The following is a 19,961-nucleotide window of genomic DNA, read 5'->3' on the forward strand; positions in this document are numbered from 1 at the left end:
TAAGCCTAGACTTCTGAACCCAAAATGCCATCAGCCAAAACCTTTTCAAAGGCCTGATCCAAAACTTTCTCGTCGAGAGCCTCGACCCAAGCAATTCGATCGTCGCGCTTGAACCAGCTGACCTGTCTCCTGGCGTAGCGCTGGGTCAACATCACGGTAGAGGCAATCGCCTCATCTCGGCTAAGTTCACCATCTAATTCAGCTAGTGCCTGTGCGTAGCCAATTGCCACAGCCGCTGTCTTGCTCTCACGAAGCCCCAGCGGAATAAGCGACTCTACCTCTGCAAGCAATCCCTGATCCCACATCCCTTGAACTCTTCTTTCAAGCCTTGGAAGAAGTAACTCGCGCTCCATCCTCAGGCCAAATTCTAAAACTGGCTGCCAGGATTCAATTTCGTCCGGTAAGGCCGCGGCAAAGGGTTCCCCTGTGATCATCACAATTTCTAAGGCGCGAACAATTCTCCGACCGTTCTCGGCATTAATTCGGCTTGCGGCAACCTCATCCATCTCAGCAAGCTTTCTATGCATGTGCAATGGACCAAACTCGATAAGCTCGGCTTCCAACTGGGCACGGAGTTGTTGATCTCGCTCTGGAAATTCAAAGTTGTTGAGGCAAGATGCAACATACAACATTGAACCACCCACCAAAATCGGAATTACGGATGATTGCTGAAGCTCAAGGATTTTTGCCCTTGCAAGCTTCTGATACTCAGCCGCGGTTGACTCCTGGGTGATTTCAAGTACATCAATCATGTGGTGATCTATTCCCCGGCGCTCTTTGAGTTGGAGCTTTGCGGTTCCTATATCCATCCCACGATAAAGCTGCATCGCATCGGCGTTGACGATTTCTGCCCGAAATCCAACTGCTGCAATTTTCTCAGCCAGACGGATTGCAAGTTCAGATTTTCCGGTACCGGTAGCACCGACAACGGCGATTAGTTTAGACGCCATCTACTTGGAGCGAAGAGTTGGTAGCCCGATATTCACACTTGTCTTATCTTGGCCATCGGTAGCGCAAGATGCAGCATCAGATCTCTCCCAAGCGTCGCCAGCCCTGGTGCCACGAACGACGTAGCCGGCTGATGGCTGATCGGCAAACAAAAAATACGGTTTGGCATCGGTCGCTGTAACAGTCACCAGATCCCCAGGCCTAGGGTTAGCTGATCCGGTCGGGACCTCAAAGTGAACTAGACGATTGTCCCTTGCTCGCCCTGTTAGGCGCTGAGTCTGCTGATCTTTTCTACCCTCTTGATTGGCAACCAGTACCTCGACGCTTTTACCAATCTGTTTCTTGTTTTCTTCCCAAGCAATTGCGTTCACGTGCTCGACCAATCGCTCGTAGCGATCCTGCACCACGGTCTTTGGAATCTGATCCGCCATTTCCCCGGCAGGGGTGCCTGGGCGAATTGAATACTGATACGTGTAGGCCATTGCGAATCTTCCTTCGGTTGCAACGGCCATGGTGTCTTGGAAATCCTGTTCGGTTTCGCCCGGAAAACCAACGATGATATCTGTCGTGATCGAGGCATCGGGTATTGCCTTTCGAACCCGCTCCAGGATTCCAAGATACTTATCGCTTCGATAGCTTCTCTTCATGGCCTTCAAGATGGAGTTTGACCCTGACTGCAGAGGCATGTGTAGGTGCGGCATCACGTTTGGTGTTTCCACCATCGCGTCTATTACATCGTCCGTGAAGGCCGCAGGGTGAGGAGACATGAACCTAACTCGCTCCAGGCCCTCAATTTCGCCGCAGGCCCTAAGCAGCTTGGCGAAGGCTCCCTTATCGCCGAACTCCACACCGTAGGTATTTACGTTTTGTCCGAGCAGGGTTATTTCGATTACCCCGTCGTCAACCAGTGCCTCAATCTCTCGCAGAATTTCTCCGGGACGGCGGTCCTTTTCCTTTCCACGAAGCTGTGGGACTATGCAAAAAGTGCAGGTGTTATTGCATCCAACCGAAATTGAAACCAATCCGGCATAGAGCGAATCACGCTTGGTTGGTAGCTCCGAAGGAAATGTCTCGAGGGCCTCAATGATTTCCACCTGGGCCTCACGGTTGTGCCTGGCACGCTCAAGAAGCGCCGGTAATGAGCCCATGTTGTGGGTACCAAAAACAACATCCACCCACGGTGCTTTTTTGATTATCGTGTCGCGGTCTTTTTGCGCGAGGCAACCACCGACCGCAATTTGAAAATCCGGGTTCGCTTCTTTTTTGGCAAGCATAGTTCCAAGATTTCCGTAAAGCTTATTGTCTGCGTTTTCTCTAACCGCGCAGGTATTGAAAACCACAACATCGGTTTCACCCGGTGCCCCTGGAGAGTAGCCGGCATCCTCAAGCAGACCCGAGAGTCGCTCAGAGTCGTGAGTGTTCATTTGGCAGCCGTAGGTTCGAACCTCGTAGCTGCGGGTTTCGGTTAGCATCAGAATTCTGATTTTACCGCGCGGGCCTCAGCTTCCCTAATGGCGGCGAAAACAATCCCGGAACCAAACCCTCGACGCTGTAAAAAGCCAATCAAACGGCGGTTTCTAACCTCAGGAGCAAGCTTTGACAGCTGGCCCAAGCGCTTTACTGCGACCTCTGTTGCCACCAAGAGCTCGTCCTCGTCTGAAATTTCCGAAGCTACCTGATCGATTATTTCTCTGTCCAGGCCCTTGTCGGCGAGTTTTCGCTTGACCATTGAACGAGCGAGGCCCTTGGTGCGCCTAGAGGCATCAACTACCTGCTGGGCATAGTCCGCATCATCAATGAGCTCAACCTCTGTGAATCGCTCTATTACTAGCTTGGCGATCTCCGCTGGAATTTCGTTTTTCTCTAGAGCCGAAGCAAGCTCAGAGGAGGACTTTGGTCCTCGCTCGAGCATCTTTAGGACAATGTTGCGGGCTCTTTCCTCGAGGTTATCTACCGACGAGAGCATGATTAGCCGGCGTTGGCGGCCTTCTTAGGTGCCTCCGCCACTACTTCTGGAGTCTCCTCCGGTAGGTCGGCTACCGCCCTTGGAACACCAACACCTAGCTTGGCCTTGATCTTCTTTTCAATCTCATTGGCAAGTTCTGGCTTCTCTATCAGGTAGTTGCGGGAGTTTTCCTTACCCTGGCCAAGCTGCTCTCCCTCGTAGGTGTACCAGGCACCAGACTTTTTCACAATCTCGTGCTCAACGCCGAAGTCCAAAAGGCTTCCTTCGCGGGAGATTCCAACACCGTAGATAATGTCAAACTCTGCCTGCTTGAACGGGGAGGCCATCTTATTCTTCACAACCTTCACGCGGGTGCGGTTTCCAACGGCGTCGGTGCCATCTTTTAGAGTCTCAATGCGACGAATGTCTAGGCGAACCGAGGCGTAGAACTTCAGCGCCTTTCCTCCAGCGGTGGTCTCCGGGCTTCCAAAGAAGACACCGATCTTTTCGCGCAGCTGGTTAATAAAGATCATTGTGGTGTTGGTGTTGCTCAGTGCTCCGGTTAGCTTTCTAAGCGCCTGGGACATAAGCCTTGCCTGAAGACCCACGTGGGTGTCTCCCATCTCACCTTCGATTTCCGCTCTTGGAACGAGGGCTGCAACCGAGTCGATTACAACTACATCGATCGAGCCAGACCGCACCAGCATGTCTGCGATCTCGAGGGCCTGCTCACCGGTGTCTGGCTGGCTTACCAGTAGAGCATCGATGTCAACGCCGAGCGCCTTGGCATATTCCGGGTCCAGGGCGTGCTCGGCGTCGATGAACGCAGCAATTCCTCCAGCGCGCTGTGCGTTGGCAATAGCGTGCAGGGCAACCGTGGTCTTACCGGAAGATTCCGGTCCGTAAATTTCGACAATTCTTCCGCGCGGTAGGCCTCCGGTACCAAGGGCTGCATCCAGGGCGATGGAGCCGGTCGGGATGACCTCAACGGGCGCGCGCTCGTCGGAACCGAGGCGCATAACAGAGCCTTTTCCGAACTGGCGGTCAATCTGGGCAAGCGCTGTGTCAAGTGCTTTTTCGCGATCTGAAGCTGATGGCATCTTTGGTTCCTCTTTCGATTCGTGATGCTTCCGACATTACTTTTGGCTACCGACACTTCTGGGCTCAAAACACCAATCTGTGTAAAACTTTGAGCTCTTCAACTGCCTAAAATGAACCATAGCAGGGTTCGAACAAGATTTCGAGTGTTTATTTACTCGGCGTGTTGTTTTTTAGCTTTTTTGTCCAATCCGCTCCAGCGCTCCTTGGGAACCTGCTGGGCGCGGCAAATAGCCAGCCAGATCTGCTTGGGGTCTTCGCCTTGAGTTAAGAGGGTGGCCGCGGTCCTATCCCCCAGCTCCAGCAAGGCGAAATCCCGGATTATTACCTCGGAATGGGCCTTACCGAATTCATCGGCCATAAGCTCGTGAAACTGGCTCAGGCGCAATTTGGGGTCTTCCGCCTAGCGGCGGCCACCGAGCAGGTCTTTTTCAAACTGCTCGTTGAAGTCCTGAACAAAGCCAATTGGAACGGTCAGGTCCGATAGCTCCCTCACACCTGAAGCCTGAGCCATGAATTCCCCTGGTAGAACGCCTTCAACCAGGGCAATCCGGTCCGAAACCTCACGAAGCACCACCGACAACGGCACCTCCAGCGCCTCGGCAACCGCCGAAAGAATCTCTGAAGATGCCTCTTTCTGGCCCCGCTCCAGCTCGCTCAAGTAGCCCAGGGCTACGCTGGCGCGAGCCGCTACCTGGCGGAGAGTCTGACCTTTTTGAAGCCTAAAATCACGGAGGACGTCTCCGATTTCTGTTCTAACCAGTGTCATCTTGACCCTCCAATCTATTGCTCTAACTTACCGCTGACTTACGACAACTCGATTATTCCGCAATTTCTTCCCAAAGGTGGCCAAGTCCCAGCAAAACCGCAGTTTCCTGAATTTTGGCCCGATCGCCCTCAATCTGGTGGGCAAAGACATTGCTGGAAACCTGCCCCTCCGGGCCCTTTGAGACGCAAATATAGAGCTCCCCGACCGGCTTGCCGTCTTGTTCGGTTGGCCCGGCAACCCCCGTCGTTGACATCGCGACCAATTCCGAAAGGTCGAGCCCCAACTTGATGGCTATTTTTACACGAAGACCCTCCGCCATTTGGGCCGCTACCTCGGGATCCACCGCACCTTGATTTTCCAGAAGCTGACTCGAAACCCCGAGCAGCTGATGTTTCAACCTAGTGTCGTAGGCAACAATTCCCGTTAGCAAGACATCGGATGCTCCAGCCACTTTCGCAAACTCCGCCGTTAGTAATCCACCGGTAAGCGATTCGGCAATCACAAGTTTTTTCTTTGCCGACCTAAGTGCTTCCAGTATCTGCTCTGCGGCAATCATTTTTTATTTGCCGCCAAAAAAAACTTTGCTCCCGAAATTAGAGTTGCACCCAAAGCAACAAACAACAAACCTTGCTCGAAAAATGTCCAGGCCGACGCCCACACTTCAAACGGGGCAAGCACCGCTCCGATGGCAACTCCTTGGAATATGGTCTTTAGTTTTCCAGCCTGAGTTGCGGCAATGACTTTTCTCTTTACAACAACCACCCGATAAAGCGTCACCGAAAGCTCACGCGCCAAAATCAAAACCGTGATCCACCAATCGATTTCACCAAGAAGAGAAAGTGTCAGAAGTGCTCCACCCAGAAGCGCCTTGTCGGCAATCGGATCTAAAATCTTGCCAAGGTTTGTGACCTTATTGGTCTTTCTGGCAATAGCCCCATCTAAACCGTCGGTAGAGATCGCAAGAACAAAAACTGCGATGGCCACCCAGCGCTCAACCGAGTTGGCACCTTCTGCAATCAGTAGTAGAAAAACAAAAATCGGAACCAGAGCAATTCGAGCAAGCGTTATGGCGTTTGGGATATTCACGTTCTACCCGTCAGCTGCCACGCATCCTCATCGCCGTCTTCGTCTCCGTTTGTCTGAATTACCCCGGAATCAACAGCCATAGTCTGTGGGACATCGCCTCGAAGCTGCCCCAGCACCGTGGCCAGTTGCTCTGGCTTCACCAACACATCCCGAGCTTTAGAACCTTCCGAGGGGCCAACGATGTTTCTCGATTCCAACAGGTCCATCAGTCTTCCAGCCTTGGCAAAGCCAACTCTTAGCTTTCGCTGCAGCATCGACGTAGAGCCAAACTGCGAGTTCACAATCAATTCGGTCGCCTGAAGCAATACCTCTAGGTCATCCCCGATGTCGGCATCGACCACCTTGGCGGTCACCGTTGCCGCCACGTCACTTCGATACTCCGGCTCCATCTGGGCCTTGACGTGGGAGACAACGGCATGAAGCTCCACCTCTCCAACCCAGGCACCCTGAACTCGAATTGGTTTATTGGTTCCCATCGGAGAAAACAGTGCATCCCCCTGGCCAACCAGTTTTTCGGCTCCCGGCTGATCCAAAATAACCCTGGAATCTGTCACGGAAGAAACCGAGAAAGCCAAGCGAGAAGGAACGTTCGCCTTTATCAACCCCGTCACCACATCAACCGATGGTCTCTGGGTCGCAAGCACCAGGTGAATACCTGAGGCACGGGCGAGCTGAGTTATTCGAACAATGGAATCTTCGACATCTCTAGGGGCAACAATCATCAAGTCTGCAAGCTCGTCAACCACCACCAGCAGGTAAGGGTACGGCTGAAGCTTTCTGGTTGAACCCTCTGGAACAAATAGCTCTCCCGCAACAACCGCCCGGTTGAAATCATCGATGTGCTTGAAACCGAAGGAGGCCAGGTCGTCGTAGCGCATGTCCATTTCTTTGACTACCCACTGCAGCGCCTCGGCCGCTTTCTTCGGGTTAGTGATGATTGGTGTAATCAGGTGCGGGACACCCTGGTAGGCGGCTAGCTCAACGCGCTTTGGATCAATCAGAACCAGCCTGACCTCGGCGGGTTTGGCCCGCATCAATATCGATGTGATCATGGCGTTCACAAAGCTGGACTTACCGGCACCGGTTGCACCGGCAACCAACAGGTGGGGCATCTTCGCTAGGTTTGCAACAACGAACCCACCCTCGACATCCTTACCGATTCCGATGGTCAAAGGGTGCTGAGACAGCTTGGCATTTTGCGAGCGCAGCACATCTCCCAATGAAACAGTCTCACGGTCGGTGTTTGGTATCTCGATACCGATTGCGCTCTTGCCCGGAATAGGTGCAAGTATTCGCACCTCGTTGGAGGCAACCGCGTAGGAGATGTTGCTGGCAAGACGCGTTACCGCCTCAACCTTCACTCCCGCTGCTAGCTCAACTTCGTACCTGGTGACCGTTGGGCCCCTTGAGAAACCCGTCACGCTTGCCTCGATATCGAACTCGCTGAAGACGGCACTAATCGAAGCAACCACCTCGTCGGTGACCTCCGACCGAAGCTTTGGAACTGTGCCCGCGCCCAGAAGCGACTGGTCGGGAAGTTTGTAAGTTCGGTTAATCTTTCCAACTTGTGCAACCGGCTCTTCTTCGGCTTCAAAAAGAGCTTCAGGCTCAATTTCTGACTCTTGGATTACTGGAATCTCTTTAGTCTGCGGGGCTGGCTCATCAAAGAGCTGCTCCACCAAATCGGTAGCTTCATCGGTTTGGACTAGGGCTGATTCGAAGGACCCCTCGTCTTTTTTACCTTTTCGCCACCACGGAACTTTGGTGCCATCGAAGGCGTCAGATACTTGCTCTTCCAAATCATGAGCCTGATGAGCTCCCCCTAAGGCTGAACCGAATAGGTACTCGTAAAGCTGACGAAGTCGCTGTCCGATTTTATTTGGAGCGGTTTTGGTCATAATCAATACCGCCACGAAGCCAATTCCTGCAAGGATTGGCGCCGCTCCCCAGATGGTCACGGTTGCCAAGAACGGTATTGCGATCAGCCATCCGAACAACCCACCGGCTGAAGCCAAAGCCATCACGCCATCGGTTGGCTGAGGTTGAGAGCTAAATAGGTGGAAAAAGCCAGAAACGGTTATCAGCATCAAAAACAGCCCAACACCAATTCTGGAGTTATCCCTAACTGTCGATGGGTGGCGAGCCAAAAAAATGGCAAAGATGATCATGACTACCGGCAGGACAAAGGAAACTGGTCCAAATAACAATCCAAAGGTCCAGGAATTCAGGGTCTGAGCCCAGCTCTCCTGAATCAGAAACCAGCCAAAGACAATGCCCAAGACCCCGAGGATTGCCAAGAGGAAGGGGAAACCGTCGCGACGGTCCGCTTTATCTATCTTGTCGGGCGACAGAGCTCTCGCGGCACCGCCGAAGCCATGGGCTAAAACCAAGAAAAAGCGAACCATTGGGTGCGAAGGATTTGCACCTTGAGTCTTGGTTTTTAGCACCTGGGTCTTGGCTGGGGCGCGCTTTGACGAAGGCGACGATTTTCTGGTTGCCATGGCTTACAAACTACTAGCGCAGGGCCCAAAACTCGCGGAAGCTAGAGCGGCTAGCCGTGAATAACCACCGGAATGATCATGGGCTTTCTGCGGTGGGCCTTCGAAACCCAGCCTCCGACACTTCTTCGAATTACCTGCTGGAGGGCGTGGGTGTCTCGAATACCCTCTCTACCGGCTTGCAAGAGCGCCTTTTCAATCTGCGGCTTGACCGCGTCAAAGACGTGATCTTCCTCGGCAAAGGCCCGGGCCCTGATTTCAGGTCCGGCAGTTATTAGTCCGGTGTTTGGATCGATAACCACGAACACCGAGATAAAGCCCTCTTCAGCCAAAACTCTGCGGTCGTGTAAATCTTCCTCGGTGATGGTTCCAACGGTTTTTCCATCGACATACAGCAGCCCACACTCGACCTCGCCAACTACCTTGGCTTCGCCGTTGGCTAAGTCGATTACGAATCCGTCCTCGGCCAAGATGATGTTTTCTGGGTCTATGCCGGTTGCCTCAGCAACCTTGGCGTTTGCCACCAGGTGACGGTATTCGCCGTGCACCGGCATGACGTTTTTGGGCTTCAGGATGTTATAAACGTACAAAAGCTCACCGGCTGCGGCGTGACCCGAGACGTGGACCTTGGCGTTCCCTTTGTGAATCACGTTTGCCCCGAGCTTAGTGAGTCCATCGATAACTCGATAGACCGCATTCTCGTTTCCAGGAATCAAAGAGCTGGCCAAAATAACGGTGTCACCCTCGGCTATTTCGATGTCGTGCTCAAGCTTTGCCATTCTGGAAAGCACCGCCATCGGCTCGCCCTGGCTACCGGTGGACATGAACACGAGCTTCGCGGGGTCTAGCTTGTGTGACTCTTTGACGTCGACTATGCAGTCATCTGGAACTTTTAGGTAGCCAAGCTCGGCAGCGATCTGCATGTTTCGAACCATCGAGCGCCCAACCATCACGACCTTGCGGTCGTTCGCAACGGCTGCATCAATAACCTGCTGAACTCTATGCACGTGAGAAGAAAATGACGCCACAATAACTCGCTTGGTAGCGCGATTGATAACATCCTGCAGAACCGGACCGATGTCTTTTTCTAACGGTGTAAAGCCAGGAACATCGGCATTGGTCGAGTCACACAAAAATAGATCAAGTCCGGCTTCGCCGATTCGAGCGAAAGCTCGAAGGTCGGTAATTCGGCCATCTAATGGAATCTGATCCATCTTGAAATCACCGGTGTGCAAGATGGTTCCAGCCTTGGACTTGATAAGAACTGCGAGAGCGTCTGGAATCGAGTGGTTAACGGCTATGAACTCGAGCTCAAAATCGCCCATAACCTCGATGTCTCCCTCTCGCACGGTGTGGGTGTAAGCCGGTAGGCGATGCTCTTTTAGCTTTGCCTCGATGAAGGCGAGGGTCAAAGAAGAGCCAAGAATTGGTATGTCACCGCGCATGCGAAGAAGATAGGGCACTCCCCCGATGTGGTCCTCGTGACCGTGGGTTAGCACGATGCCGATGATGTCATCGAGTCGGTTCTTCAGGTAGCTAAAGTCGGGCAAGATCACATCAACACCGGGCTGGTGCTCTTCCGGGAACAGCACACCGCAGTCAACAATCAGGATTTTGCCGTTGATTTCAAAGACGGTCATGTTTCGACCGATTTCGCCAATTCCACCAAGTGGAATAATTCGCATTACATCTTTTTTGAGCGGCGCCGGGTTAGGCAGGGTTTGAACCACAGTCTTCTTTCTTGAAAAACTACCTCGTTGTGCCAGCCACCTTCGGCAGGGCACCACCGGCGGCAGCATTTCTATCTGGTCTAAAGTTTGCAAACGAAAGGCCTGGAATTTCTCCAACCTTCTCTATACCGTCTTCGATGCGAGCGGCTTCGTCGTCTTCTGGCCCAACGAGCGGCAAACGGACTCTAGGAGACGAAATCTTTCCTAAACCGTGCAGCACATACTTGGCGGCCACGGTTCCTGGAACGTTTGTCATGATTGCGCGCTGCAGTGGCTCAAGCGAGTTGTGGACGGTAAGCGCGTGATGGAAGTCATTGCGGTTAGTGGCATCAACTATCTCCCGATAGGCGGCAGGAGCGACGTTGGCGGTGACGCCGATGAGGCCAGTAGCACCAATAGCAAGGTGTGGCAAAACATTCGAGTCATCGCCTGAGAAATACATCAAGTCAGTCTCGTTCATTAGTCTCGATGCCTGCGCCAAATCGCCAACCGCATCTTTCACGGCAACTATGTTCGGGTGCTTTGCGGCGCGATGGAAAGTCTGCTGGGAGATAGCAACGCCGGTTCTACCGGGAATGTCATACAAGATAACCGGCAGGTCAGTTGAGTCGGCGATCAATCTAAAGTGCGTCAAGATTCCGGCCTGGGTTGGCTTGTTGTAGTAAGGAGTCACAATCATTACGCCATCAGCACCGGCTTTTTCGCTCTGCTTGTATAGCTGCATGGCGTGAGCTGTTTCGTTAGAGCCACCTCCGGTGATGATCTTGGCTCTGCCCGCGGCAACGGACTTTCCAACCTCGACGAGCTTGATCTTCTCGGCATCAGTCAGTGTTGAGGTCTCACCGGTTGTTCCGGTCATCACAACTCCGTCAGCCCCGTTGGAGATTACGTAGTCGATGTGCTTTTCGGTGGAGTCCCAGTCGACCTCACCGTCTGCGCTCATGGGCGTAACAAGTGCCACCAGTACCTGGCCGAATATGTCCTTGTTTTGCGTTGGCATGTCTAAACCCTAGCCCAAGGCCAACTTATGGTGCTACTCGACCGTTTTGATTGAAGGTCTCGTAGCTGTATGGCATGAGCTTTGCCCACTCATCTTCCATCTTCTCGGCGCACATCTCGATTTCACGCTGCGGGTAAGAAGGGAAGTGAGTCCCCTCGCGCTTGGTACGAAGGCTCAGGAAGTTCATCAAGGCTCTTGAGTTCATCGTCACATACATACTCGAGTAGATGTTCAGTGGCAAAACAATTCTTGCGACTTCCCTAGCAACCCCTGCTTCAAGCATGCGCTTATAAGACTCGTAGGCGGTTATTGATGCGGTGCGGGCTTCTTGCTCGACCAGGGCAATCTGCTCCGCGGAGCCTGGATGAAATTCGTAGTGACCGGTTTTACCAGTTTGCACCAGGTTGCGATCCGGTCCTGGAACGTAGAAAACCGGGGAGAGCTCTTTGTAGCGACCCGATTCCTCGTTGTAGCTTGCGATGCGGTGACGCATGAACTCTCTGAAGACAAAAATTGGCGCCTGAACATAAAAAGTCATTGAGTTGTGCTCAAAAGGGGAACCGTGACGGTCCCGCATCAGGTAGTTGATTAGGCCTCTGTCGCGCTTATCAGTTTCAGCGTCTTTGTTTGCGGTAGCAGCTTCAAGAGATTGCTCGCCCTGGGTGGAAACCCGGGCAGCAAAAAGCACATCCTGATCGCTCGCGTTGGCGCGGACCAGCTCGACCGTGACATCGGACCTAAAAATTACCTAAGACATTCCTAATATCTTAGTAAGAAGCGGGGTGGGGGCCGGACAGGCGAGGCCGTGAGTTTAACTAAGGCCCCAAATCGGGCATAATTTTTTGTTTTTTGAAGTTATCTAGCTAGAGAAGTAAATTCCCAAAAGGAGCAGTAAGTGGACAACCGAATAGCGCTGATTGGCATCTTGGTGGCTTTTGGCTTAGCTGCTGGCTTTTGGTGGAAGGCAAGAACCGGTCGAGCCAAGCTGGTTCGCTCAGGGGAGCTAGTTGATCTATCTAAGCTCAAGGCGACAAAGGGTGGACAACAGGTTCAGAGCTTCGGCAAAATGGCAACCTTACTCCAGTTCTCAACCGAGGTCTGCAGCATCTGTGTTGCTACCGCCAGGCTCTATGGAGAACTTGAGAAAGCCACCACGGGACTCAAACACATCGAGGTCGACATCACTGACCGGATGGAGCTAGCGGCACATTTTTCAATCATGCAAACCCCCACCACACTGATTCTTGATAAGCACGGCATGGTTAAGGCTCGCATCGGCGGCGCACCCAGGCAAAACGTAATAGCTGAAGAACTAGCAAAGTTGGAGAAATAAATGGCACCGAAACAACTAGACCCGCGCGGACCAAGATTCGGAGCTGGCATCACCTCGATACTTCTTCTGGTGGTTATCTACCTGTCGCTTGAAGCGGCTACCGTCCCCACCGCATTTTTAGTTATGGGCTTTATCGTCTTGATGTTCGTAATTGGTTCGGCTCTAGGCCCAGCCAAGCACCCCTACAGCTACGTCTATAAATTCACGCTTAGAAAAGTACTTCAGGCCCCAACCGTTCTCGAAGACGCGAGACCTGTTCGTTTCGCCCAGGTTGTTGGATTGATTGTAACCGGCACCGGATTTTTTCTTCACTTGCTTGCAGTACCAAACGCCTTGCCGATTGCGGCAGCAGCAGCTTTCATTGCCGCATTCCTAAACGCAGCTTTTGCCTACTGCCTCGGCTGCCAGATGTATCTAGGGCTCAAGCGACTTGGAGTTATTCGCTAGGGCAATTGCTTCCCGCATTGATTTTCTGGCCCTAGCTCGATCCCCTGCCGCGTCGTAGGCCAATCCGAGTGCGAACCAGGCTCTCCAGCTTTTCTCATCCGCTTCAACATACTTACGGTGGTCATCGAACACGGCCTCTGCCGAGGCTTTAGTTGGACGACCAGATGGTCGGTACTCAAAATCAAACCGAGGCCAAGCATTTTCTTCCATCAAAACCTTGCCAAGTTTTTCAATGCGAAGCCCAAACCGAAGCTCCATAGCAATTGCCCAAAAAGCTACCGCAGGCAAAAAAAGCATTAGTGAGCCCAGCGCAACACCAATTACATCTTGCGAAAGAATCAATGCATAGGATCTCTCGGCAATAAGCACCACATAGACCAGAACCAGTGCCGTCATGAAAAGGGCACCTGCCTTAGCTGAGTTCAATTAGCTATCCTCAAGAAGCGGTAACAGTCCAACTGTTAGACCGGTTAGCTCCATGGTCTTTTTGATTGCCAGCAAAATTCCCTGTGAATAAACCTCGTGCGAGGTCACCACGTGCTTGACATACAAACTCTCATTCGGTGCCGCTAGCGATACCTCTTGCTCGGCGTGAGCACCCTCGATTCGAAGGCTAGTGATTGGAATACCGTTGAAAAGAGGAGCCTTGTTACTTTCGGTAACCGGGCTGGCGGGCCTGCCCCCTCTTGAAGCGGAAATAGCCTGCGATGTAAAAAGCGAAGTTCCGGAAGGGGCGTCTAGTTTTTTAGGGTGGTGGGTCTCAGTTATTTCGATTTGGTCGAAGTATTTCCCGGCCTCAGCAACAAACTTGGTGGCTAGAACCGATCCGATCGAGAAATTAGGAATGATTGTCACGGTTGCTGAAGAGTCAATAATTTGTTTTTCAACGGCGGCGAGTTTTTCTTTGGTCCAGCCGCTTGTGCCAACCAATAGTCTCAGGTTGTTCCTTATCGCGTAGTCAACAATCGCCGTTGATGCCTCGGGCTTGGTCAGATCAATCAGCAAATCAGCACCCGTAGACTCGGCAATCGAGTTTTTAGAGGTTAATGCCGAGTGAAGCACGAGGTCAGGTGACTGCTCGATGAGCTTGAGGGTCAGCTGACCCATCCGGCCGGAAGAGCCGAGAATTGAGATTTTGACTGACACGGAATAAATCTATCGACTAAAAATCTACTTGACGAACTTCTCAAACATCGATTCGGTTACATCTCCGACTGCAACAATTGATCGATCTCTAGTAATTAGGTCCTGAGCCAAATCCTGAACCTCGGGCAGCTCGACCGAATCAAAGCGTGCGATGGTGTCATCCAGGTCCATGAACTCCCCCGCCACTATCTCCGCACTTGCCAGCCTAGACATTCTGGCCTGGTTGGATTCAAACTTTAGAGCCAACGACCCGGATATATTCCCCTTGGCAAGGCCTAGTTCATCATGTGTAATGCCGCTGTTGGCAACCTTCTCAAGTTCGGCAATCATGAGCTCCGTGACCTCCTGGGCTTTGGCTGGCGAGCAACCGGCGTAAAGACCGAAGGTCGAGGCATCAGAATATCCCTGGTTGAAGGAGTAAACCGAGTAAGCCAGTCCGCGCTTTTCACGAATCTCCTGGAAGAGCCTCGAGCTCATGCCGCCACCCAAGACTGTATTCAAAACACCCATCGCATACCTTCTGGGATCATCAACATAAAGACCTTCGGAGCCAACCAAAATGTTTACCTGTGAGATTGGACGATGAATCACCTGAAGCTTGGCGCCACGAGAAATTTTGGCCGGGTGTAGCAATCTTCTTGGAACCGGATTCGAGGCTGACCCCAAATCCCAACCCGCTTCAGAAAGACCTTTTTCGACCAGCTGGATAAGTTCCTGGTGATCAACTGCTCCAGCCGCCACAACAACCAGATCCTTGGGACGATAATTGTTTTGATAGTGCTCCCAGACCGCATCTCTTGAAACAGCGGTGATGGTTTCCACTGTGCCGCCGATTGGTCTTCCCAGCGGGTGATCGCCGAGTACCGCAGTTGAAAAAGCCTCGTGAACAACATCCTGAGGGTCATCATCGTTCATCGCGAGCTCTTCCAGAATTACCGGACGCTCATTTTCAAACTCAACCGGATCGATCAAGCTCGAGGTCAGCATGTCCGCTATTACATCAACGGCAATCGGAAGGGCTTTTTGGGAAACCTTGGCGTAGTAAGAGGTGTGCTCTTTGCCCGTCGAGGCATTAGACGAGCCGCCAACCGAGTCAAAGGCTATAGCGATATCCATTGCGGTGCGCTTTTTGGTGCCCTTAAACAAGAGGTGCTCTAAAAAGTGAGTGGACCCAAAGTGATTATTCGTCTCATCGCGCGAGCCAACAGCAACCGAAAAGGAAACTGAAACACTCTGGCTGCCCGGAACCTGCTCTGTCAGAATGCGAACACCGCTTGGAAGGACACTCCTGCGAACAGAAGAGCCCCCCGAAGCGGTGAACGAAAGATCAGATTGTTCTAACGGGAGAATAATCTCGGTCATAAAAGGATGGCTTACGCTTCCTCAGCGTCAACCGGTGAAAGCGATAGCTTTCCACGATCGTCAATCTTGGAGATTTCAACCTGGATACGCTGACCAACCTCAAGCACGTCTTCGACGTTCTCGACTCGCTTGCCACCAGCCATCTTCTTTAGCTCCGAGATGTGTAGCAGGCCATCGCGACCTGGAACCAGCGAAACAAAGGCACCAAAGGTGGCTAGCTTCACAACGGTTCCGAGGAATCGCTCGCCGATCTCAGGTACGTGAGGGTTGGCGATCGCGTTGATGGCTGCCTTGGCAGCATCGGCGGAAGGACCGTCTACGGCACCGATGTAAACGGTTCCGTCGTCCTCAATCGAAATGTCAGCTCCGGTGTCGTCCTGGATCTGGTTGATCATCTTGCCCTTAGGTCCGATGACTTCTCCGATCTTGTCCAGTGGAATCTTCACGGAGATAACGCGAGGCGCGGTTGGCGCCATCTCGTCTGGCTCAGAGATTGCCTGGTTCATGACTCCGAGGATGTGAAGTCTGGCTTCCTTGGCCTGAAGCAATGCTCCATCCAAAACCGAAGCGGGAATTCCATCAAGCTTGGTGTCCAGCTGAATAGCTGTCACAAACTCAGAGGTACCGGCAACCTTGAAGTCCATGTCTCCAAGTGCATCTTCTGCACCCAAGATGTCAGTCAAAGCCGCGTAGCGAACCTTGCCATCAACCGTGTCTGAGATTAGACCCATCGCAATACCTGCAACCGGTGCCCGAAGTGGCACACCAGCGTTTAGAAGCGCAAGCGTCGATGCACAAACCGAACCCATTGAGGTGGAACCGTTTGACCCGAGGGCCTCGGATACCTGACGAATGGCATACGGGAACTCATCCCTTGCCGGAAGAACCGGCACCAAAGCACGCTCTGCAAGAGCTCCGTGTCCGATCTCGCGACGCTTTGGAGTTCCAACTCGACCGGTTTCACCGGTTGAGTAAGGAGGGAAGTTGTAGTTGTGCATGTAGCGCTTCTTGGTCACCGGTGAAAGTGAGTCGATCTGCTGCTCCATTTTCAACATGTTCAAGGTTGTGACACCAAGAATCTGGGTCTCTCCACGCTGGAAGATCGCCGAGCCGTGAACGCGAGGAATAACCGAAACTTCAGCATCCACCTGACGGATGTCTCGAAGGCCACGGCCATCGATACGAATTCCCTCTTCAAGAACACGGTGACGCATGACCTTCTTGGTCACGGACTTGTAGGCTGCGCTAAACATTGCCATTTCTTCTTCAGAAACGGTCGCCGCTAGCTTTTCCTTGACCTGTGCCTTGTAGGCGTCGTCCTGGTCCTGACGAGACTGTTTGTCAGCTACCTGGTAGATGCGAGCAAGATCAGTCTCGGTTTCTTTTTCAACCATTGCGTAGAACTCGTCGGTGTATGGCAAGAAGACTGGGTAGCTTCCAGCTTCACGAGAAGCCATGGCAGCTAGTTTTTGCTGAGCCAAGATAAGTTCCTTGATGAATGGCTTGGATGCCTCAAGGCCTTGAGAAACAACCTCTTCATTTGGAGCGGTTGCGCCCTGGTTCTTGATTAGGTCCCAAGCGTTCTCTGAGGCTTCTGCCTCAACCATCATGATTGCGATGTCTTCTTTACCGTTTTCAACGATCAGTCTTCCTGCCACAACCATATTGAAGACTGCCTTCTCAAGCTGAGAGTGCTTAGGGAATGCAACCCACTGTCCATCGATGAGTGCTACTCGCACTCCACCGATTGGACCCGAGAATGGCAAGCCGGCAATCTGAGTCGACATCGAAGCCGCGTTGATTGCGATTACGTCATACAACTCATCTGGCTCAATAGCCATGACTGTCACAACAACCTGGATTTCGTTTCTTAGGCCATCAACGAATGATGGGCGAAGTGGCCGGTCGATTAGACGACAGGCCAAGATGGCCTCGGTCGACGGGCGACCCTCGCGACGGAAGAATGATCCCGGGATTCGTCCCGCGGCATACATTCTTTCTTCGACGTCAATGGTCAGCGGGAAGAAGTCAAAGTTGTCCTTTGGCTGTTTGCTCGCGCTGGTTGCTGAAAACAGCATTGTTTCGCCGTCTAGATAGACAGCTGCCGAACCCTGCGCCTGCTGCGCTAGACGTCCCGCTTCGAAGCGAATGGTTCGCTTTCCGTATTTGCCGTTATCAATTACTGCTTCGGCTGATTTAATTTCTGGACCTTCCATGGTCCCTCCTCTTTGATATAAACGCGCGTTTTTGTCACTCAACGTTTGAGTGAACGCACTTTAGGTGAGGATGAATGTAAAGATTTTTGTGGCTCAGATTGAGCCGCTGCCTGATCGTCAGTAGAAAAACTTGGGGCATTTCCCAAGATCCACCACCGAAGACCAGCAAATCAATCTTCATCGCTCAACCTAAAGCCTAACAGGGTAAGCCAAATAAGCCTAGGAAACTAGGCAAACACTGGTGATTACTAGATTAGCGGCGGATGCCGAGGCGCTCAATAAGAGCGCGGTAGCGGTTGATGTCTACCTTCTGCAGGTATCCAAGCAAACGGCGACGCTGACCAACCATGAGAAGTAGGCCGCGACGAGAGTGGTGATCGTGCTTGTGGTCCTTTAGGTGCTCGGTTAGATCCTTGATTCGCTGGGACAAAACTGCAACCTGAACCTCAGGAGAACCGGTATCACCTGGGTGAGTTGCGTACTGGGCGATGATGTCGTTTTTTACTTTTGCATCTAGTGACACTTTTATTTCCTTCGATTCGCTGCGCGGCGTAAAAGACCCGTTGTCTTTTACTCTGTTTATCCGCGGCCGATACACGGCAACTTTGAAAGCCTACCTCAGCTGGCGGTCCCGGCGCCAGTCCCTACGATCTAGGCCTCTGGGGCGTACTTGTTGCCAGCCTCTTTCGGCTTTGAGGGAAGAAGACACAAAACCAGCAAAAACACCTGAATCGCAAATGTCAGCAACAGAGTTGGAACGAAGTAGGCAACTGAGACAGCCAGCGCCTCTACCTCTGGAACCACTGCGGATTCCAAGTAGCTAATTACCCCAAAAACCCCAAGGGCCAGAGGGATAAGCGGTGCCAGATAAAGGAATAACCATTTGCCTGACCAGCCGGCGTCTTGAAGCCTTCTGGAAGTGACCGAGAGCGTTGGAATAAGCAAAATCAGTGCCATGGCGCTGGTGATGGGTGTGGGCTGATTTATTGCTTCTATGAGGTCATCGGTTTCAACAGGTGGCCAAATCACGGACTCGATTGTCGAGAACACCAGCCCAATCAGGATGGTGAAAAGCACAAAAAACCAGTACTCACGTCTTGTTGCAACACCCTTGAACTTTTTCCAATTAACAAAAACTGACTTTACGGAGTCAACAAAAGATACTTTGTTCATCTACAGTCCTAACTGCTCTCTGACAACAACTAAATCTAGATGGATTTGGGCCACAAGTGAGTCAACCCCATCAAATTTGGCAACCGGCCTAACAAAATCCACAAACTCTAACTGGACCACCTGGTCATATAAATCAAGCTCGGTCTCATCTAAAACGTGTGATTCAACGAGCCTGGGAACAGCCTGAAATGTTTCATTGATCCCGACCGAGTGTGCCGCCGGGTAGCGAACACCTTCGGCGATAAGCCAGCCTGCATAGACCCCGTCTAGCGGTAAATAACCCTCTGCATCGCGTGCGATGTTCGCCGTTGGAAAGCCAATTTTTCTTCCAATTTTTAGCCCGTGCTCGACCATTCCGCTCACCTCGTGGTCTCGCCCGAGCATTTGGCTCACAAGCTTCACATTTCCCAGGTCAAGTTCTTCACGAACCCGGGTAGTGGAAACCACTTCCCCCTCGACCTGTACGCGCTTCACCTCACGAACTTCGAAGCCGTTAGTGGCACCAAGTTCCAAAAGGGTTTGAAAATTTCCAGAACCCTGACTTCCGAATCTAAAGCCCTCGCCAACCAAAACCAGCTTGGCGTTGAGACCCTCGATAAGGATCTGCTTAACAAACTGTTCCGGTGTTAGATCTGCCAATGCCTTATTGAATTCGAGCTGCAACATGGCTGAAATTCCAAATCCTGAAATCAGTTGAGACTTTTGTCCCGGGCCAAGAATTGGAAGCTTGGCGCGCTCGGGTCTGAGCAAATGGTCCGGGTGACGATCAAACGTCACAACCGTAGGCAACAAATTTAGATCGGCGGCCGCGTCAATCACCTCGGTAAAAAGCGCCTGGTGTCCCAAATGAAGGCAATCGAATTTGCCGATCGTGACGGCCGTTGGTCCAAAGTCGTCAGGTATTGAGGAGAGCGAGTTGAAGGTGAGCAAGCTAGGAGTCCCTGTTGGTCTTTCTAATCCATAACAGGCCAAGAATTGGAAGGAGTAGTGGGATATATCCGTATCCCGAACCAAAGCCCGACCAAACACTCGGGTGGGCAAATAGCTCCGGAGATACAAAAGACAGTATTCCGACAGCCAAAACTCCAACCAATTCAAAAATTACCGAAGCCAGAGCAACCGGTCTCCACATTTTTGCCTTTGACGCCAACGAAACCGTAGCAAGAATGTAAACCAGTGCGCTCACCAGAGAAAGCGAGTAGGCAAGTGG

General features: G+C 52.2%; 21 protein-coding genes and 1 pseudogene. 2 read left to right on the top strand and 20 right to left on the bottom strand.

Annotated elements, in window-relative coordinates; genetic code table 11:
- Positions 1-5: 5 nt before the first annotated feature.
- The 12 genes from miaA to thyX all read right to left on the bottom strand — a co-directional run bounded on the left by miaA (position 6) and on the right by thyX (position 11,819).
- The gene (gene miaA / locus WAO31_RS04210; protein WP_509590614.1) at positions 6-950 is read right to left on the bottom strand and encodes a tRNA (adenosine(37)-N6)-dimethylallyltransferase MiaA; all 945 of its coding nucleotides are present in this window, start codon (positions 948-950) and stop codon (positions 6-8) included.
- Positions 951-2,420 carry a tRNA (N6-isopentenyl adenosine(37)-C2)-methylthiotransferase MiaB gene (gene miaB, locus WAO31_RS04215; RefSeq protein ID WP_509590616.1) on the bottom strand — a complete coding sequence of 490 codons (1,470 nt, stop codon included), beginning with the start codon at positions 2,418-2,420 and terminating at the stop codon, positions 951-953.
- Entirely contained in the window at positions 2,420-2,914 is a 495-nt protein-coding gene (locus WAO31_RS04220; RefSeq protein WP_509590618.1) for a regulatory protein RecX, read from the bottom strand. Before WAO31_RS04220 ends, miaB begins: the two co-directional genes overlap by 1 nt.
- 2 nt (positions 2,915-2,916) lie before the next feature.
- A complete protein-coding gene (gene recA, locus WAO31_RS04225) occupies positions 2,917-3,993 on the bottom strand; it encodes a recombinase RecA (protein WP_509590620.1) in 1,077 nt (358 codons plus the stop codon).
- A gap of 152 nt (positions 3,994-4,145) precedes the next feature.
- Positions 4,146-4,379, bottom strand: coding sequence for a DUF3046 domain-containing protein (locus WAO31_RS04230; protein WP_509590622.1), 234 nt, complete (start codon positions 4,377-4,379; stop codon positions 4,146-4,148).
- A 15-nt stretch (positions 4,380-4,394) separates the two neighbouring features.
- Positions 4,395-4,760: a helix-turn-helix domain-containing protein gene (locus tag WAO31_RS04235; RefSeq protein ID WP_509590625.1), complete on the bottom strand. Its 366-nt coding sequence runs from the start codon at positions 4,758-4,760 to the stop codon at positions 4,395-4,397.
- A 52-nt stretch (positions 4,761-4,812) separates the two neighbouring features.
- Positions 4,813-5,316, bottom strand: a complete 504-nt coding sequence (locus WAO31_RS04240; RefSeq protein WP_509590628.1) for a CinA family protein — start codon at positions 5,314-5,316, stop codon at positions 4,813-4,815.
- The gene (gene pgsA, locus WAO31_RS04245) at positions 5,313-5,846 is read right to left on the bottom strand and encodes a CDP-diacylglycerol--glycerol-3-phosphate 3-phosphatidyltransferase (protein ID WP_509590631.1); all 534 of its coding nucleotides are present in this window, start codon (positions 5,844-5,846) and stop codon (positions 5,313-5,315) included. The genes WAO31_RS04240 and pgsA overlap by 4 nt, the downstream gene beginning before the upstream one ends.
- A complete protein-coding gene (locus WAO31_RS04250; protein ID WP_509590633.1) occupies positions 5,843-8,347 on the bottom strand; it encodes an FtsK/SpoIIIE family DNA translocase in 2,505 nt (834 codons plus the stop codon). The genes pgsA and WAO31_RS04250 overlap by 4 nt, the downstream gene beginning before the upstream one ends.
- A gap of 50 nt (positions 8,348-8,397) precedes the next feature.
- Positions 8,398-10,029: a ribonuclease J gene (locus tag WAO31_RS04255; RefSeq protein WP_509590655.1), complete on the bottom strand. Its 1,632-nt coding sequence runs from the start codon at positions 10,027-10,029 to the stop codon at positions 8,398-8,400.
- Between the two features lie 64 nt (positions 10,030-10,093).
- Positions 10,094-11,074, bottom strand: a complete 981-nt coding sequence (gene dapA, locus WAO31_RS04260) for a 4-hydroxy-tetrahydrodipicolinate synthase (protein WP_509590635.1) — start codon at positions 11,072-11,074, stop codon at positions 10,094-10,096.
- A 25-nt stretch (positions 11,075-11,099) separates the two neighbouring features.
- Positions 11,100-11,819 (bottom strand): FAD-dependent thymidylate synthase, encoded by a 720-nt coding sequence (thyX, locus tag WAO31_RS04265; RefSeq protein WP_509590657.1) that lies wholly within the window; start codon positions 11,817-11,819, stop codon positions 11,100-11,102.
- A 150-nt stretch (positions 11,820-11,969) separates the two neighbouring features.
- Here thyX and WAO31_RS04270 point away from each other — a divergent pair, with 150 nt between their 5' ends.
- Both WAO31_RS04270 and WAO31_RS04275 read left to right on the top strand, forming a co-directional pair.
- Positions 11,970-12,407, top strand: coding sequence for a TlpA family protein disulfide reductase (locus WAO31_RS04270; protein WP_509590638.1), 438 nt, complete (start codon positions 11,970-11,972; stop codon positions 12,405-12,407).
- The gene (locus WAO31_RS04275; protein ID WP_509590640.1) at positions 12,408-12,854 is read left to right on the top strand and encodes a DUF4395 domain-containing protein; all 447 of its coding nucleotides are present in this window, start codon (positions 12,408-12,410) and stop codon (positions 12,852-12,854) included.
- On the opposite strand, the gene WAO31_RS04280 is transcribed toward WAO31_RS04275, so the two are convergent.
- The 8 genes and pseudogenes from WAO31_RS04280 to WAO31_RS04315 all read right to left on the bottom strand — a co-directional run.
- Complete coding sequence (locus WAO31_RS04280) at positions 12,822-13,280, bottom strand: tetratricopeptide repeat protein (protein ID WP_509590642.1); 459 nt, start codon at positions 13,278-13,280, stop codon at positions 12,822-12,824. The two genes, WAO31_RS04275 and WAO31_RS04280, sit on opposite strands and share 33 nt — an antisense overlap.
- Positions 13,281-14,000, bottom strand: a complete 720-nt coding sequence (dapB, locus tag WAO31_RS04285) for a 4-hydroxy-tetrahydrodipicolinate reductase (protein ID WP_509590644.1) — start codon at positions 13,998-14,000, stop codon at positions 13,281-13,283.
- Positions 14,001-14,024: 24 nt separating this feature from the next.
- The gene (locus WAO31_RS04290) at positions 14,025-15,362 is read right to left on the bottom strand and encodes a M16 family metallopeptidase (protein WP_509590646.1); all 1,338 of its coding nucleotides are present in this window, start codon (positions 15,360-15,362) and stop codon (positions 14,025-14,027) included.
- Positions 15,363-15,373: 11 nt separating this feature from the next.
- On the bottom strand, positions 15,374-17,578 hold the full coding sequence (locus tag WAO31_RS04295; RefSeq protein WP_509590648.1) for a polyribonucleotide nucleotidyltransferase: 2,205 nt from the start codon (positions 17,576-17,578) through the stop codon (positions 15,374-15,376).
- A 253-nt stretch (positions 17,579-17,831) separates the two neighbouring features.
- Positions 17,832-18,101, bottom strand: a complete 270-nt coding sequence (gene rpsO, locus WAO31_RS04300) for a 30S ribosomal protein S15 (RefSeq protein ID WP_213342460.1) — start codon at positions 18,099-18,101, stop codon at positions 17,832-17,834.
- 128 nt (positions 18,102-18,229) lie between these two features.
- Positions 18,230-18,751 (bottom strand): DUF805 domain-containing protein, encoded by a 522-nt coding sequence (locus tag WAO31_RS04305; RefSeq protein ID WP_509590651.1) that lies wholly within the window; start codon positions 18,749-18,751, stop codon positions 18,230-18,232.
- Positions 18,752-19,681: a riboflavin biosynthesis protein RibF gene (gene ribF / locus WAO31_RS04310; RefSeq protein ID WP_509590653.1), complete on the bottom strand. Its 930-nt coding sequence runs from the start codon at positions 19,679-19,681 to the stop codon at positions 18,752-18,754.
- A gap of 1 nt (position 19,682) precedes the next feature.
- Positions 19,683-19,961, bottom strand: a pseudogene (locus tag WAO31_RS04315) (hypothetical protein); the annotation flags it as partial.

The organism is Rhodoluna sp. (assembly GCF_049276775.1).
Lineage (GTDB): Bacteria > Actinomycetota > Actinomycetes > Actinomycetales > Microbacteriaceae > Rhodoluna.